The following is a 16338-nucleotide window of genomic DNA, read 5'->3' on the forward strand; positions in this document are numbered from 1 at the left end:
TTTAATTTAATAATGGATTTTCGTCTTTTTCCGCTCTGTTCAATATGCTTTCAGGAAGTGCTTTTTTCGCCTTAGCTCCCATCTTTTTCAATTTCTCTACACTTACAATTAGGTTTCCTTTTCCCTCCACCAGTTTATTCATGGCGCCACTGTATTCAATTTTACTTTCGTCTATCTTCTTTCCAATTTTGATTAAATCAGCTACAAAACCTTCAAATTTATCATACAAAGCACCTGCTTGCCGCGCAATTTCCAAAGCGTTTTCCTGTTGCTTTTGGTTGGTCCACATGCTGTCAATAGTTCGCAAAGTAGCTAATAAAGTGGCAGGGGTAACTATAACAATGTTTTTCTCAAATGCTTTATTGTACAAACTTGTATCCTCATTCAACGCCATAGCAAAAGCGGGTTCAATAGGGATAAACAACAAAACAAAATCAGGGCTTTCTATTTGATACAAATCGTGGTAGTTTTTATTTCCTAATTGCTCAACATGGCGTTTGATGGAATTGACGTGTTCTTTTAAAAAACCAATTTTTACATCGTCATCTTCCTCATTGATATATTTTTCATAAGCAGTTAAAGAAACTTTAGAATCGACAATCATCTTTTTCCCGTCAGGCAGATTAATCACAACGTCAGGAAAAACGCGATTTCCATCTTCAGTAGTGAAGGCTTGTTGAACTTCATATTCACGGCCTTTCTCTAATCCTGATTTTTCAAGAACGCGTTCCAAAACCAATTCGCCCCAATTTCCCTGCATTTTACTGTCGCCTTTCAAAGCTTTAGTCAGGTTGATAGTTTCCTTGCTCATTTGGATATTCATTTCCCGTAAGCCTATAATTTGTTGGCGTAAAGCTGCATGATAATCAATACTTTCTTTATGGGTGTCTTCGACTTTCTTTTCAAATAATTGAATTTTATCCTGTAAAGGTGACAGGATATTTTTCATGTTTTCCTTGTTCTGCTCCGTAAATTTATTGGATTTTTCTTCTAATATTTTGTTAGCGAGATTCTCAAATTCTTTAGTGAATTTTTCTTGTAATTTCTCGACCTCCTCTTTTTGTTCTTTGTTGCGTTCCCAAAGATTCTCAAAATCAACTTCTTTTTTAGAAAGCTGAATGGCCAGACTGTCTTTTTCGTTTCGAATGCTTTCTTTCTCAGCATTGGCATTCTCTAATTGCTTTTCAAAGGCTATTTTGTCAATAACAATTTGTTCTTTTAGTTGATTGAATTGTGAAGATGAAGCAATCAGTTTTTCCTCTAAACTAATTTTCTCCGACTGAAATCGAGCGGAAAAAATGAGTTTTCCAATGAAAACACCAATAGCGAGAGCAATAATAAAAAGCAGTAAGAACGTAAGCATATTTGACATAAAAGTATTTTTTTTCTGAAAAGTAAAAGTAATAAAAAGATGCCACAATTGCTATGATGGATCTTTGAACTTAAACCATTTTGGTAAATCGATTGGTTAAAAACGCTCTTTTATCCTTATCCGTTTGTTACTGTAAAGCTCTTGGATGCAACCAAGTTCTTATTAATTTCATATTGCACTTTAGTTTGTATTGTATTGTTTTTGACCGGTTCTGGGAAAATTAAAACAGTGAAATCTAATGAAAATCACTTGCTTTAGTTTTCTGAAATTAATAAGCCAATAAGAAAAGATGTACTTATTGGCTTATTAAAAAATTAAATGAATTCTTATTGATCCAGTTTTATATTTCCTCTGTCTTCCTTATTATCGGGATGTTCATTAGGATAGCGGTTTGGAATTATATCCGAGTTATGATCTTTGTTTTCTACCATTTTTTTAGCTTGTTCTTCAGATACATTTGCGGTATCTGAACTTAAATTTTTAGGAGTATTGTCCTCATTCTGTTCCAAGGTTCCGTCTATATTACGCGCTCTTTGAACAATTTTTTTATTTCCATGATTGTCGGTTTCCACTTCTGCTTTCAGATGTGATACCTCAGGATTTGCACTTTTGGCTAGGTTCTCACCGCTAAATCCTTCATTCGTATTTTGTTTATTGTTTGTTTTTTTTGAACCTAAATCGTTGTTTTTCATGTTTTTATATTTTAGGTAAAAAGGGTAATTTGTTTAAAATTACGCCATTTTAGCAGATTAAAAGAAGCATTTAACATAGCTTTTAGTTTATGCCAATAAATGTTAGGCATACTATTTTAAATACAGTTAAAACAAAACTATCTTTGCCAAAAATAGAAAACAATTCAATGTCTCATTCCCATTTTATCATTCATAAGCCCTACGGTTATTTGAGTCAGTTTATTTACGAATTAAAACGAAAAAAGAAACTGTTGGGGGAACTGCACAATTTCCCCAAAGGAACGATGGCAATTGGCCGTCTTGACGAAGATTCCGAAGGATTATTGTTGTTGACTACGGATGGAATGATGAGCGAAATTGTTAGAAGTAAAAAAGTTGATAAAGAATATTATGTTCAAGTGGATGGGGTTATTCATCAGGAAGCTATTGAACAACTGCAAAAAGGGGTTGAAATAGGTTTCAACGGCACTAAGTACATTACAAAACCGTGTAAAGCGACTTTAATACATCAAATTCCGGCCTTTGGAACTAGAGGAAAAAAAATACGGGATGAACGTCATGGTCCAACTTCCTGGGCTTCTATTACAGTCAACGAAGGGAAGTTTCGCCAAGTCCGTAAAATGACTGCCGCTGTTGGTTTTCCTACATTGCGCTTGGTTCGTGTTCGAATAGGAAACGTATACCTCCATGATTTGCAGGCTGGAGAAGTCTTGGAAGTAGAAAATTTTCAAATAGAAAATTAAAGGATTTGATCTGATTTTTTCAATCCTTTAATTTTTCAATCTTTAATAAAGTATAATATGTTAAACATTGTTTTAGTAGAACCTGAAATCCCAAATAATACCGGAAATATTGGCCGATTGTGCGTGGGTACCGAAAGCCGATTGCACTTAATTCATCCTTTTGGATTTGTTATTAATGATAAAAACCTAAAACGTTCCGGTTTGGATTATTGGGTACATCTTGATGTTGCTGAATATCAAAACGTAGCCGAATGGAAAGCACAAATTCCTGATTTGTCCCGAGTTTTCCTGATGAGTTCCCATGCACAAAGATCGTATCTCGAGAATGATTTTCAGGATGGTGACTGGTTAGTTTTTGGGAAAGAAAGTAAAGGTTTGAGCGAAGGAGTCTTAAACGAATTTCCCAATCATTTGACAATTCCAATGTCATCGCTGATTAGAAGTTTTAACATTGCAAATTCGGTCGCGTTTGTCATTGGCGAAGCAAAGAGACAAATCGCTAGTAAACTGTAAATTAGAAATAAGAAGTTGTAAAAAAGTAAGGCGTTATTGTGGTTGAAATTTCATATATTTGAGTAGGTCATTATTGATTGAATTGTGTTTTTTATCCATTAAAACGTACTTTTTATGATTGATAAAATTACTCTTAGAAGCACTATTTTCAAACATTTGGATGGTTTAGTTACCGCTCCGGTCGCGTATATTTTGTTTGAAAAAGGAGTGCTGGCTTATATTCTTGACAAAAAAGAAGTCAAACTTACGGAACTCACAAAACATTTTAAAGCCAATGAAGGTTATCTTAATGTGGGCTTGCGTGTTTTGTGTTCGCAGGGATTCCTGGATTATCATATCAATACTGCCACGGACCAAATTAAATTTAGCATAAACGGTAAAAGCGCCATTGCTTTTCCAATGTTTTATTTATATGAAGATGTGCTTGATTTACTGCATTTCACGATGCAATTTCGCACGCGATTATTAGACGATATTCCTTTTGTTCGATTGGGTTTAATTTTTGATTTGTATGCAACTGATTATGGAATTTCATTTTTGAATGATACGCTGACTAATGAAATTCAACGTCAGATTCTAACGCACATTGAAGGTTGTTTGGTGGGGCCAATATTAGTACGACTGGGTATGAGCGGGATGTTCCATAAATATTTTATGGAGATTTCTTTTCGTCCCGAAGAATTTCATAAATCTCCGAAAAATTTCAAAATCATACTAGATTTTTTTGTTGATTTAGGTTGGTTTATCCAAAAAAAAGGCAATTACCAGTTTACGGAAAAAGGATTGTTTTTTGCGAAAAGGGCTTCTGCTTATGGAGTGACGGTTTCCTATTTACCTACTTTTAGTAAAATGGAGGAATTGCTTTTTGGTAATCCAAATATCCTTCGAACGGTGGCCGAAGGCGAAGATGAAATTCATGTGGACCGAGAAATGAATGTTTGGGGAAGCGGAGGTGCGCACGATACTTATTTTAAAGTTGTAGATGCCATTATCATCAAATTATTCAATTTACCAATAGAAGATCAGCCGAAAGGAATTCTGGATATGGGTTGTGGCAACGGAGCATTTATAGAACATATTTATACTGTAATCGAAAGACAAACACTTCGCGGAAAAATGCTTGATGATTATCCTTTATTCCTAGTTGGTGCCGATTACAATAAGGCGGCGTTGAAAGTAACCCGAGCCAATTTAATCAAAGCCGATATTTGGGCCAAAGTAATTTGGGGAGATATTGGGCAACCCGATTTGTTAGCCAATGATTTATTGGAAAATTATAACATTGATTTGAAAGATTTGCTGAATGTGAGAACCTTCTTGGATCACAACCGAATTTGGGAAATGCCAAAACACGTTACCAAAAACAGAGTAAGCCATTCTACAGGAGCATTTGCGCATAGGGGAGAGCGTATCAGTAATAGTCTTGTTGAAGATAATCTATTGGAACATCTGAATAAATGGTCGCCTTACGTTCGAAAATTTGGATTGTTAATGATTGAATTGCATACGATTGCTCCAAATTTGACTGCGGCAAATTTAGGGAAAACGGCTGCTACGGCGTATGATGCTACGCATGGTTTTTCGGATCAATACATCGTCGAAATTCCCGTTTTGCACAAAATAGCAGCTGAAGCTGGATTGTATCCGGATGCTAATTTCTTTAGGAGATTTCCTGATTCCAATACGGCAACAGTGAGTATAAATTTATTGAAAGGAAAATGATTTAAATAATCAAAAATTTTCCCTTTTCAGCATCAAAAACAATATGCTCGTCTTTGAACAAGGTATTGAAACTTCCTTTTGAAATAAAATTACAAGGCTCGTCTTGAAGCACTGTTTCAGGAGTCATAATAATCATTTCGTCACTTAATTGTATCGCCATATCAATATCATGAGTAGAAAATAAAATGCATTTTCCAGTTTCATGAGTAAGCTTTTTCAAGAGTTTGAATAAAGCCACCTTGTGTAACAAATCCAAATGGGTTGTCGGTTCGTCCAAGATAATTAACGGAGTATCTTGTGCCAAAGCGCGTGCAATTAATACTTTTTGCAATTGCCCATCACTAATTTCATAATGTTTTTTTGGGGCTAAATGACTGATTTGTGTCAATGCCATGGCTTCATTAACTTTAACAATATCAATATCAGATAAAGTTCCCATCCAATTAGTGTAGGGTTGTCTTCCTAAAGCAATGAGTTCGAAAACAGTTAAATTACTGGGAGGCAATTTTTCGGTTAAAACGATACTTAAGTTTTGGGCCAAGTCCAAAGGTTCGTAATCAGTAATTTTCCTTTCATTCAAGAAAACAGTACCGGAAAGCGGTTTCTGGATTCCCGTTATTGTTTTTAAAAGTGTTGATTTTCCTATGCCATTAGCACCAATTAAAGCAATCAGTTTTCCTTTTTTTAAAGCAATAGAAATATTCGAAGCTACTACGGTTTTCTCTTTTTTATGAGAATAGCCAATGCTGATTTGAGACGCTTGCAAGATGATTTTATTTTCCATTAGGCAATCATTTTTCGTTTACTAACCAACAACCAAATTACTACAGGAGCACCAATTATTGAAGTCACCGCATTGATTGGCAAAGTGATTTCTAATCCGGGCAATTCTGAAATTACATCACAAACAAGCATAATTGAAGCACCTAAAAGTAGCGTACTCCAATATAAAACCGAATGGTTACTGGTTTGAAATACTAATTTTGCTATGTGAGGAACTGCCAGTCCTATAAAGGCAATTGGACCTGCATATGCTGTGATACTTCCTGCTAAAATACTTGTTGCAAAAATAATAATTAATCGTGTTTTTTTGAAATTCAAACCTAAACTGCGAGCGTAATTTTCACCTAATAGTAATGCATTAAGTGGCTTGATGCTAAACAGACTTAATAACAAACCAATCCCCACACAAACGGTTAGAACTACTATAGAAGACCAAGACAAATTGCCTAAGTTTCCCATGGACCAAAACGTGAATTTTTGCAATTGTTCAGCGGAACTAAAATACGTAAGAACACCTACTATTGCGCTGGTAAAACTGCCAAACATCAATCCCACAATTAAGATGGCCATGGTATCACGTAGCCTTTGGGAAACCATCAAAACGGCGAGTAATACAACAGAACTTCCTATAGTTGAGGCTAAAACCACTCCATACGAGGATAACAAAATAGTACTTAAAAAAGGTGGAAGTAAGCCCGCGCCTAATAGTACAAAAGCGACACCTAAACTGGCACCGGAACTCAGCCCTAAAACATAAGGTCCTGCCAATGGATTTCGAAATAAAGTTTGCATCAGCAAACCACTTATGGATAAGCCCATTCCAACAAGTATTGCAGTAATGGCCTTGGGTAACCGATAATTGATGATGATATATTCCCAAGTAGACTTGCTCGCTTGACCACCAGTCAAACTAGTAAAAATTTCTCTAAAAGGGATTGTTATAGAACCAAAACTAATGTTTGTAAAAAACAATAGCACAAGCCCAAAAATAAGCAAGAAAAATAGTATCGTATTTCGTTTTTGATTTGCCAATTTAATTTAGTTTTTGAGCAAAAGTAAACGTATAATTTGGAAGCAATTCAGGATGAAAGATTTTGATAAAATCTTTCAATACCAAATCCGGTCGGCTTGGAGCTAATTCATAATAAATGGTTCCTCCTGTTGCACCTAATTTACTTTCAAAAGTATACACATTTTTAGATTTTGAAGCGTCAAACTGACTGTAATGCGGATTACTATTTTCGAATTCAGCACTACTTTTAAATGAACCTGTTGCAATCCAATAGTGCGCTGTTTTTGCTTTCTCTAATATTTTTTCAAAAGGCAAACTAAGACTTCCTGTTCCTTCAACATTTGCCCACAAATAATTTGCTTTGGCATCTTTCATAAATTGGGCTACCCAGCTGTTTCCTCTTGCTATATACCATGTGTCTTGGTACATAGATCCGTAAAGAACTGTTGCTGTTGGTTTTTTGGTTGCTACCAATTGTATCGCATCATTGTAATTTTTAACGATCTCATCAAAAAGCGTTTTGGCTTCTTTTTCTTTGCGAAATAATGCACCGTAAAGCTTAATCCATTCTGCTTTTCCTAACGGTGTTTGTTCCATCCAGTCCGCTTGAATGAGTACTTTAAGACCACTTTTTTGTAAATTATCAATCATTGGATTGTTGTTGTCAACTCCAAAGGTTACGATTAAATTAGGCGCCAATTCAATGAGCTGCTCCATGTTTAATTTTTCGTTTTGTCCTATGTTTTTAATAGCACGGGCGTCAATTAGTTTTCTGGTTTTTTCAGAGGAAACATAATCGGTATGCGGGAAACCTACCAGTGATTTTTCAACTCCCAGCATTTCCAAAAAAGGGATGTTGGTCGTTGAGGTAACGACGATTGATTCTAAAGGCACTGAAATTGTGGTGTATTTTTGTAGGCTATCAGGAATGCTGCCGTTTTTTTCTTTTAATATATACGTGAAGTTTTTATTGGCTTCAGGCCAAGGATTTGAAACTGTAACTATTGAATATCCTTCGTAGGTATTAATAGAAAGTCCCGAGGCATATTCGATCGTGTTTTTTGAATTTGTACTTTCTTTTACGTTCCCGTTTTCGCTTTTTTTACATCCAACGAAAGTGGAAAAAGAGAAAACAAAAAGGATTAATTTAAAGGTGAATTTCATGTTTTATTTTTCGATAGCAACAAAGGTATACCAAATTTATAAAATTTCTTGTTTATTTTTAGCAGTAAAAAATTCAACAAATACTATCTTTACGAAATGAATAGCATTAAAGTCAAAAACTGTTCTACTTGTGGAACTCCTTTTAATTGTGGGTACACTCCAGAAGGAAGTAAATGCTGGTGCAACGATTTTCCGCCCATTTTCACTCCCTCCGAAGTGTTGAATTGCTTGTGTTCCAATTGTTTTACAACTGCTTGCTCCGCTAAAATTGACGAATATGTTGCAACAGTATCTTCTGAAACTGCAACGGATAACAAAGCCAAAGATTTACCAAAAACGACGAATCTCATAGAAGAAATCGATTATTATTTAGAAAATGGGAACTATGTTTTTAAAGCTTGGTTTCATCTAAAAAGAGGACATTGTTGTACCAATGGATGTCGACATTGTCCGTATAAATAATTATGAATTATAAATGATGAAAGATAATATTGTTAAGACTAAGAGTTTTGATTTGAAAAAGAATATGAAAATATAAATAACGATGCAATATCAATATTAAAACGTATTTCAAGGAAAGTTGATGTCAAGAAATAAGTTGTTCAATTAGCATAAAAGAAGGTATTACAATTTACAATTAATAATTTACAATTAGAATGATATATTTAATCACTGGCGGCGAACGCTCCGGTAAAAGTAATTATGCCGAGAATTTAGCAAAAGGATTGTCGGACCAACCAATGTATGTGGCTACAGCCAGAAAATGGGATGATGATTTCCAAAAGAGAATCGATCGCCATCAAAAAGATCGGGACGAACGATGGATTAATGTCGAAAAAGAAAAGCACTTGAGCGAAATTGATTTTTCGGGGAAAGTAGCTATCGTCGATTGCGTTACGCTTTGGTTAACGAACTTTTTTGTGGATACTAAAAATGCTGTTCCCTTGTGTTTAGAACAAGCTAAAGCCGAATTTGATGCTATTGCCAATCAAGAAAATGCAACTATAATTATTGTAACCAACGAAATAGGAATGGGCGTTCATGCTGAAAATCATATTGGTAGAAAATTCACCGAACTTCAAGGTTGGATGAATCAATACATTGCTAAAAAGGCCGATACCGTTGTGCTTATGGTTTCTGGAATTCCCGTAACTATAAAAGAGAAAAAATGAAATAGCTATGATTTTACAATATTGAATTCAAAGAAAGTATTGTCTCATAGCGTATTACATATTCAATTAAAAATCAATAAATAACTACATATGAATTTTGTAACTTCTTGGAGTGGTGGAAAAGACAGTTGTTATGCAATGATGCAAGCAATTCGGCAAGGATTTATTCCAAAAGTATTACTCAATATGATGAATGAAAATGGGAAAGTGTCGCGTTCTCATGGATTGCCCTTGTCTATATTGAATCAGCAAGCCCAAAAAATGGGACTGCCTCTGGAAGGAATTCCCGCAACTTGGGGTGATTATGAAGCCAAGTTTGTTGCAGTTTTGAAAAGGCTAAAAGCCAAATATGATTTAGAAGCAGCCGTTTTTGGTGATATTGATTTGCAACCGCATAAAGATTGGGAAGATAAAGTATGTGCCGCAGCTTCGCTAAAAGCAATTTTGCCTTTGTGGCAACAAGACCGAATCGTTTTGGTTAACCAAATGCTTAAAAACGGAATTGTAGCGATGATTGTTTCTTGTAATACCATGATGGGAGAAAATTATCTGGGTAAAATTTTGACCAAAGAATTAGCTCAAGAATTACATGAAGAAGGAATAGATCCTTGTGGTGAAAATGGGGAATTTCATACTTTGGTACTTAATTGCCCGTTGTTTTCGGGAGCGATTGAATTGCCTGAATTCACTAGAATTACCTATGAAAATTATTGCTTTATTGTTTGGAAGAAGCATAAAAACAATTATATACGATTAGTTGGAACGTAATTTACAACAAAAGAAAACGAAAAAAGTGAAACCATATAAGGAATATAAGGGCATAAAAGATCAAAGTAGTTATTGTCTAGTAAACCTACTAAAGCGTAAAATTTTGACATTGAAACTTAACTTAAATGGACTTATCTTCCTTATATGGTTTAAATTAATTGCGATTGCTGTATCACCAAAACAAATCATTTTAACATGACTTATTTAGATGAAATTTTAAAATCCCGTCGTGACACCCGTCATTTTACTAATGACGAAGTGCCTGATGCTGTTCTTGAAAAAGCACTGCAAGCAGGACATTGGGCGCCTTCAGTGGGTTTGACTGATGCTACAAAATATTATCTGATCAGGTCGACTGAAATAAAAAAAGCCATTAAAGATTTGTTTTTAGATTATGATGAAAAAGCAGTTTCGCTTACAGATGACGAACAACAAAAACTAGCATACAAAGCCCTAAAGTTAGAAGCAATAGAAGAAGCGCCACTTGGATTAGTCATTTGTTATGATCGTTCGGTTTTAAATAATTTTACGATTGGAACCGTCGGGAGTAACGAAGCGGTAAAGTTCAGTTCTGTTTGTGCAGCGCAAAATATTTGGCTTTCTCTAACAGAGCAAGGCTATTCTATGGGATGGGTTTCCATATTGAATTATTATAAGTTCAAGGAGTTATTGGGGTTACCCGAAAACATGGAGCCTTTGGGCTATTTTTGCGTAGGAAAACCAGCTACTGATTATAATAATCAACCCATGTTGCAGCAACTGAATTGGAAACAAAAACAAGAAATTCCATTAATTGAGGAAATCACTGTTTTGCATGATAATAAAGTGGGCAAAGTGTTTTCTGATACTAAAAAGGAAATGGATTCTGTTGCTTTTGCAAATGCGTTACAACATAAAATAGACCAAAAAACCAAACCAACGGGTTCATTAGGAATTTTAGAAGAGCTTGCCAAACAAATAGGGATGGTGTTTCAAACTTTAGAACCTAAAATTATAAAACCTAATCTGGTTGTTTTTGCTGCGGATCACGGAATTGCAAATCATGGAGTAAGTGCTTATCCGCAAGATGTAACGAGACAAATGGTGAATAATTTTTTGATAGGAGGAGCAGCAATCAACGTGTTTTGTAAACAAAATAAGATTGAATTAGCTATAGTGGATGCAGGTGTTAATTATGATTTCCCTGTGAATACGAATTTGATTTCGGCTAAAATAGGGAAGGGAACGCACTCTTTTTTACAAGGACCAGCAATGAGTAAAACAGAAGTTGATTTGTGTTTTATTAAAGGAAGCGAAATTGTTGCCGCTATTGCAAAAGCAGGGAGTAATTGCATTGGTTTTGGAGAAATGGGCATTGGCAACACAGCTACAGCTTCGGTCTTAATGAGCATTATTTTAGAATTGCCTATTCAAGATTGCGTGGGAAACGGCACTGGAGTAAATGAGGAAAAGTTGATTCGAAAAATAGATATTCTTAAAAAATGCCTTGCTAATTACAATGGTTCAGAGGATTTAGATAGTAAGTTAGCTTATTTTGGAGGATTTGAAATCATGCAAATGGTAGGTGGAATGCTTCAGGCAAAAGAAGCCAATATGTTGATTCTTGTTGATGGCTTTATCTGTAGTGTTGCTTTTTTAATTGCCTTTAAAAAGAATCCATCCATTATTAAAAATGCTATTTTTTGCCATTCTTCCGCGGAGCAAGGACACCAAAAAATATTAGATTACTTAGGAGTTCGTTCCCTGTTGCAACTTGATTTGCGATTGGGAGAAGGTACGGGTTGCTCTGTCGCATTTCCTATTATCCAATCGGCTGTGGCATTCTTGAATGAGATGGCCAGTTTTGAATCAGCGGGGGTTAGCGGTCGATTAACGATTGAGGCGTAAGATTGTAGAGACGCACTGCAGTGCTTCTCTACGTGAGAAATAAAATCAAAAAATAATTCCAAAAATGAAAAAAGAACTCCATATATTTTTTACTGCATTAATGTTTTACACTAGGATTCCGTGTCCTGCAACCATCGATCATAATCCGGATTATTTAAATAAAGCGTCTCGTTATTTTCCACTAATTGGTTGGATTGTGGGTAGCGTGGCTTTTGGTGTATATTGCGTTTTTAATTATTTAGTCACTCCTGAAATTGCGGTAATCTTCTCTATGATTGCTTCGGTTTTAGTGACAGGAGCTTTTCATGAAGATGGTTTTGCTGATGTTTGCGATGGTTTTGGTGGTGGTTGGACCAAAGAAAAAATCCTGATAATTATGAAAGACAGCGCCATTGGTGCTTATGGAGCAATTGGTTTAGTGCTGTTGTTAGTGCTTAAATTTCAAGGGTTGACTCAATTAATTGATGTCTCGGATAATCCTAAATTCATAATTTATAATCCACAATGTATAATTTTATTACTCCTTGTTTCGGCGCATTCCATCAGTCGATTAGCGGCGATATCAATTGTTTTTACACGTCAATATTCTCGTGAGGATGCTTCAAGTAAAAGCAAACCAATCGCGCAAAGTTATTCATGGAGAGAAGTGGTAGGAGCTTTCTTTTTTGGATTATTTCCATTAGTTATTTTATCCTGTTTTGAGTGGCAAATGCTGTTGGTTTTAATCCCTGTTTTTCTGACCCGATTTTTTTTGGCGCGTTATTTTCAGAAATGGATTGACGGGTATACCGGGGATTGTTTGGGCGCAACCCAACAGGTTTGTGAAGTGGTTTTTTATATCTCAGTTATTGCATTATGGAAGTTTATTTAGTACGTCACACAGAAACGGTTTGCGAAAAAGGAATTTGTTACGGACAATCCGATGTTAAAATCATGGAGCCTTACAAGGTTGTTTTTCAGTCTGTTCTGAATCAATTGCCCCAAGATGCAATATTATATTCGAGTCCTTTAGTTCGCTGTGTACTTTTGGCAAATTATATCAGAGCCAATTCAGAAATTACTGCTGTAAATGAAGATTCCCGTTTAATGGAAATGAATTTTGGCGATTGGGAAATGAAAAATTGGGATGCAATTTCACCGGATGATTTTACACCTTGGATGACTGATTTTGTAAATGTGCGCGTACCCAATGGAGAATCATTTATTGATTTGCATGATCGGGTAATTGATTTTATAAATAATGAACTTCAGACAACCAATTCAAAACCAGTAATTATTGTGGCACATGCAGGAGTGATACGAAGTTTTTTATGTAAAATTTCGGATTTATCTCTTAAAGACGCTTTTCAGAATAAAGTAGATTTTGGATCTGTAATTAAAATTGAAATAGAATAAAATCTTGTAATAAAAGTTGTTAAGTGGTTGAATTTCTGTTTTTTATTTAAAGTTTACTTCGAAAAGCATTGTAAAATTGATTTTTCAGTAATTTTAACATTATATTTGCCACCGTATTGAGGTTGAGGTTTGTTTTTTCAAACCACATTAAAAGGGAAGAGAGTGATTGAAGATTGATGATTAACGATTTTTGATTTCAGAGTTAAAATCTGAATTCATTATTCAAAATTCAAAATTCAAAAATCTAGCGCTGTACCCGCAACTGTAAGCTATAAAGCTTGTTGTTATCTACAAAACCACTGAGTTAGCTGAATTTATTTTAGTTTCTTGGGAAGGTAAACAACAAAACGCAAGCCAGGAGACCTGCCTATTACATCGAGTATCAAACTTTCGGGAAAAAAGGTTTGGGTATGGGTCATTCTGTGCTTTTCTCCCAATTTATTAAATTTTTACATTTTTAAAATGAACAAAAAATTCATTCGCTTTAGTGCGGTTGCATTGTTATTTGCAATGAACACGTATGCACAAAACCAAGAATCAAAACAACTTGATGAGGTAGTTGTTTCCGATTCGAAATTTGCATTGTCAAAAGAAAAATCAGGAAAAGTGATTGTCAAAATTACTGCTGAAGATTTGAAGAAAAAAGCAGGACAATCAGTAGCTTCAATTTTAAGTACGGTTGCAGGTGTTGAAATTAATGGGAATCAGAGTCGTAATGGTAAAGATTTAGGGCTTTACATTCGTGGAGGAAGAAGTCATCAGATTCTAATCTTGATTGATGGCGTTCCAGTAACAGATGCTTCTGGAATTAGCTTATCGTATGATTTGAGATTGCTTCCAGTAGAGCAAATTGAAAGTATCGAGATTTTGAAAGGCGCTTCAAGTACTTTATACGGTTCTGGAGCAGCGACTGGTGTGATTAATATTACATTAAAAAAAGCAGGCAAGAAAGCTATTGCAGGTAATGCATATATGAATATTGGCACGCAAACAGTTGCTAAAAAAGCAAATTATAGTGTGCAAGATTACAATCAGGGATTTGCTGTAAACGGTGGTTTTGAAAAAATAAATTATTTTGCCTCTTTGAATAGTACAGAAACAACTGGGATATCAGAAGCAAAACCATTAAATTCAAATACTAAATTTGAAAACGATAATTTTTCAAGAGTAAATTCTCTTGTGAAAATTGGCTTTACCCCAAACAAAAAATTATCATTTGATTTCTTTGCTAATTATGATCGAATGAAAAATAAATTTGATGCAGGCTCGTTTGCAGATGATCTTAAAAATTTCAGTCTTTCAGAGCAGTTTAGAGTTGGTTTTACACCAAAATACAAATACAATAAAGGAGAATTGGTAATTAATACGAGTGCAAACATAATTAATCGTGATATCTTTAGCTATGGATCTTTATTCCTAGCGAAGTCTAGAAGTGTCAATGTTGATGCCTTCAATAAATATGAAATTTCATCTCAGTTATTTGTAGTGACAGGTACACAATTTCAGTTCCACGAAATGTCAAACATAAGCGAATATGATGTTATTACTAATGAAGTAGCCAAATTCAATATGATTGATCCTTATGTTACTGCAGTTTATAATTCTGACTTTGGATTAAACTTAAATGCAGGAGCACGTTATAATATGCATAGTAAATATGGTAATAATTTAGTTTATAATATTAATCCATCCTATAGCTTTTCAGAATCACTAAAAGTTTTGGCTTCTTATAGTACAGCATTTGTTGCTCCAAGTTTGTACCAATTGTACTCTCCGTATGGTGATTTGAATTTAGCTCCTGAAAAAGATGCCACTGCGGAAGCTGGTTTTGAAGTAAGCTTGCTAAACAAAAAAGTTGTTTTGAATGCAGTTGCTTTTCAAAGAGAAGAGGAAGATGCAATAGGTTTTGATTTGATGACTTATAAATACTTCAATGTCAATGGTAAAAACAAAGCCAAAGGTCTTGAGACAATGATTTCGTATGCTTTTAATGATAAAGTAAAATTCAATGCTAATTATACTTATACCGAATTAGAAAGACAATCTCGTATTCTAAACCCAAAACATAAAGTAAATGCTTCTGTGGATGTGCAAGCAACAGCACGTCTTGCCTTTAATCTGGCGTATCAGTTTGTTTCAGATAGATATTTAGAGTATACCACTTATCCAGCTCCAACATATGACGCTGTTTTAAACTCCGAAATTTTGAAAGACTATCAATTAGTAAATGCTAATGTTCGTTATGAATTAATCAAAAATAGATTGAATTTTTTTGGTGCAGTTGATAATATTCTTGATAAAGATTTTGTTGAAAGCAGAGGATTTAGCACTAGAGGAAGAAATTTTAAAATAGGTTTGAATTTCTTATTCTAAAAAATAAATAAAAATTATTTTAGTCTTAATTCCCGTTCCTTAATTTGGAACGGGTTTTTTGTTTTTATTTCATTTCTGAAATAAATTCTGAAATAGATTTAGCAATTTTGCTTTGCTCTTTATCGTTAATCAAGTTTTTTTTATCATTTTCATTGGTTAAATAACCAAGTTCTACAATTACTGCCGGTACATCTGATCTTTTAAGAATGTAGAAAGGACCTGTTTTTATACCTGCTATTTTCAAATTTGTATCCTTTGAAAATTTGTCATGCAGTCTTGTGGCAATTTCATTTGATTTTTCAAAGAACTCAGTTTCTTTTGCTACATAAAATTCTAAGCCGGATGTTTTATTATTTAAACTTGAATTTACATGTAGCGATAAAACCAAATCAGGTTTGATTTTGTTAATAAAATCAGTTCTTTCTTCATAAGATAAGAAGGTATCATCTGATCTTGTAAGATGAATTACAACATTGCTATTTAAAGACTTAATTTTGTTAGTGACCTGTTCTACAATTTTCTTTTCGGTAATAGAATTAGAGATGACTCCGTAATCATTTCCGCCATGACTTGCATCAATAACGATATTTATTTTTTTTGGCTCTAATGATTTAGAACTAATAAAAGTAAGAGAAAAAATCGGGATTAAGAACAAGAATGCTTTAGATGTTTTTTTCATGTTTTTTTCTCCATTTAAAATACTGATTATTAGATAATAACTTAAAAAAAATCGTTTTATTAT

17 protein-coding genes and 1 riboswitch are annotated in these 16338 nt (G+C 34.4%); of the genes, 10 read left to right on the forward strand and 7 right to left on the reverse strand.

Going from position 1 to position 16338, the window contains the following annotated elements; genetic code table 11:
- Window position 1: 1 nt before the first annotated feature.
- Window positions 2–1372, reverse strand: a complete 1371-nt coding sequence (locus ACM55G_RS06780; RefSeq protein WP_416843132.1) for a DNA recombination protein RmuC — start codon at window positions 1370–1372, stop codon at window positions 2–4.
- 326 nt (window positions 1373–1698) lie between these two features.
- Window positions 1699–2064, reverse strand: a complete 366-nt coding sequence (locus ACM55G_RS06785; RefSeq protein WP_416843133.1) for a hypothetical protein — start codon at window positions 2062–2064, stop codon at window positions 1699–1701.
- 167 nt (window positions 2065–2231) lie between these two features.
- Between ACM55G_RS06785 and ACM55G_RS06790 the strand changes: the two genes are divergently transcribed.
- The 3 genes from ACM55G_RS06790 (at window position 2232) to ACM55G_RS06800 (ending at window position 5042) form a co-directional block, all read left to right on the forward strand.
- On the forward strand, window positions 2232–2807 hold the full coding sequence (locus tag ACM55G_RS06790) for a pseudouridine synthase (RefSeq protein ID WP_416843204.1): 576 nt from the start codon (window positions 2232–2234) through the stop codon (window positions 2805–2807).
- Window positions 2808–2864: 57 nt separating this feature from the next.
- Window positions 2865–3320 (forward strand): tRNA (cytidine(34)-2'-O)-methyltransferase, encoded by a 456-nt coding sequence (locus tag ACM55G_RS06795; protein WP_416843134.1) that lies wholly within the window; start codon window positions 2865–2867, stop codon window positions 3318–3320.
- Window positions 3321–3434: 114 nt separating this feature from the next.
- A complete protein-coding gene (locus tag ACM55G_RS06800; RefSeq protein WP_416843135.1) occupies window positions 3435–5042 on the forward strand; it encodes a class I SAM-dependent methyltransferase in 1608 nt (535 codons plus the stop codon).
- A 1-nt stretch (window position 5043) separates the two neighbouring features.
- Here ACM55G_RS06800 and ACM55G_RS06805 read toward each other — a convergent pair whose 3' ends face one another.
- The 4 genes from ACM55G_RS06805 to ACM55G_RS06820 form a co-directional block, all read right to left on the reverse strand.
- Entirely contained in the window at window positions 5044–5826 is a 783-nt protein-coding gene (locus ACM55G_RS06805; protein ID WP_416843136.1) for an ABC transporter ATP-binding protein, read from the reverse strand.
- Window positions 5826–6857 carry an iron chelate uptake ABC transporter family permease subunit gene (locus tag ACM55G_RS06810; RefSeq protein WP_416843137.1) on the reverse strand — a complete coding sequence of 344 codons (1032 nt, stop codon included), beginning with the start codon at window positions 6855–6857 and terminating at the stop codon, window positions 5826–5828. The genes ACM55G_RS06805 and ACM55G_RS06810 overlap by 1 nt, the downstream gene beginning before the upstream one ends.
- A 1-nt stretch (window position 6858) precedes the next feature.
- Window positions 6859–8001 (reverse strand): ABC transporter substrate-binding protein, encoded by a 1143-nt coding sequence (locus ACM55G_RS06815; protein ID WP_416843138.1) that lies wholly within the window; start codon window positions 7999–8001, stop codon window positions 6859–6861.
- Window positions 8002–8090: 89 nt separating this feature from the next.
- The gene (locus ACM55G_RS06820; protein ID WP_416843210.1) at window positions 8091–8351 is read right to left on the reverse strand and encodes a hypothetical protein; all 261 of its coding nucleotides are present in this window, start codon (window positions 8349–8351) and stop codon (window positions 8091–8093) included.
- 7 nt (window positions 8352–8358) lie between these two features.
- On the opposite strand from ACM55G_RS06820, the gene ACM55G_RS06825 reads away from it, so the two are divergent.
- From ACM55G_RS06825 to ACM55G_RS06855, 7 genes are all read left to right on the forward strand, one after another.
- Window positions 8359–8463 (forward strand): DUF5522 domain-containing protein, encoded by a 105-nt coding sequence (locus ACM55G_RS06825; RefSeq protein WP_416843205.1) that lies wholly within the window; start codon window positions 8359–8361, stop codon window positions 8461–8463.
- A 194-nt stretch (window positions 8464–8657) separates the two neighbouring features.
- A complete protein-coding gene (gene cobU / locus ACM55G_RS06830; RefSeq protein ID WP_416843139.1) occupies window positions 8658–9173 on the forward strand; it encodes a bifunctional adenosylcobinamide kinase/adenosylcobinamide-phosphate guanylyltransferase in 516 nt (171 codons plus the stop codon).
- A 90-nt stretch (window positions 9174–9263) separates the two neighbouring features.
- Window positions 9264–9941: a Dph6-related ATP pyrophosphatase gene (locus ACM55G_RS06835; RefSeq protein WP_416843140.1), complete on the forward strand. Its 678-nt coding sequence runs from the start codon at window positions 9264–9266 to the stop codon at window positions 9939–9941.
- Window positions 9942–10136: 195 nt separating this feature from the next.
- The gene (gene cobT / locus ACM55G_RS06840; RefSeq protein WP_416843141.1) at window positions 10137–11828 is read left to right on the forward strand and encodes a nicotinate-nucleotide--dimethylbenzimidazole phosphoribosyltransferase; all 1692 of its coding nucleotides are present in this window, start codon (window positions 10137–10139) and stop codon (window positions 11826–11828) included.
- A gap of 64 nt (window positions 11829–11892) precedes the next feature.
- Window positions 11893–12699 carry an adenosylcobinamide-GDP ribazoletransferase gene (locus tag ACM55G_RS06845; protein WP_416843142.1) on the forward strand — a complete coding sequence of 269 codons (807 nt, stop codon included), beginning with the start codon at window positions 11893–11895 and terminating at the stop codon, window positions 12697–12699.
- Window positions 12684–13223 (forward strand): alpha-ribazole phosphatase, encoded by a 540-nt coding sequence (gene cobC / locus ACM55G_RS06850; RefSeq protein ID WP_416843143.1) that lies wholly within the window; start codon window positions 12684–12686, stop codon window positions 13221–13223. Before ACM55G_RS06845 ends, cobC begins: the two co-directional genes overlap by 16 nt.
- Window positions 13224–13331: 108 nt before the next feature.
- Window positions 13332–13609, forward strand: a riboswitch (cobalamin riboswitch).
- Window positions 13610–13685: 76 nt separating this feature from the next.
- On the forward strand, window positions 13686–15596 hold the full coding sequence (locus ACM55G_RS06855; RefSeq protein ID WP_416843144.1) for a TonB-dependent receptor plug domain-containing protein: 1911 nt from the start codon (window positions 13686–13688) through the stop codon (window positions 15594–15596).
- Between the two features lie 64 nt (window positions 15597–15660).
- On the opposite strand, the gene ACM55G_RS06860 is transcribed toward ACM55G_RS06855, so the two are convergent.
- The gene (locus tag ACM55G_RS06860) at window positions 15661–16275 is read right to left on the reverse strand and encodes an N-acetylmuramoyl-L-alanine amidase family protein (RefSeq protein WP_416843145.1); all 615 of its coding nucleotides are present in this window, start codon (window positions 16273–16275) and stop codon (window positions 15661–15663) included.
- Window positions 16276–16338: the final 63 nt, after the last annotated feature.

The sequence above is a fragment of the Flavobacterium algoriphilum genome (genome assembly GCF_048158655.1).
Classification (GTDB): domain Bacteria; phylum Bacteroidota; class Bacteroidia; order Flavobacteriales; family Flavobacteriaceae; genus Flavobacterium; species Flavobacterium algoriphilum.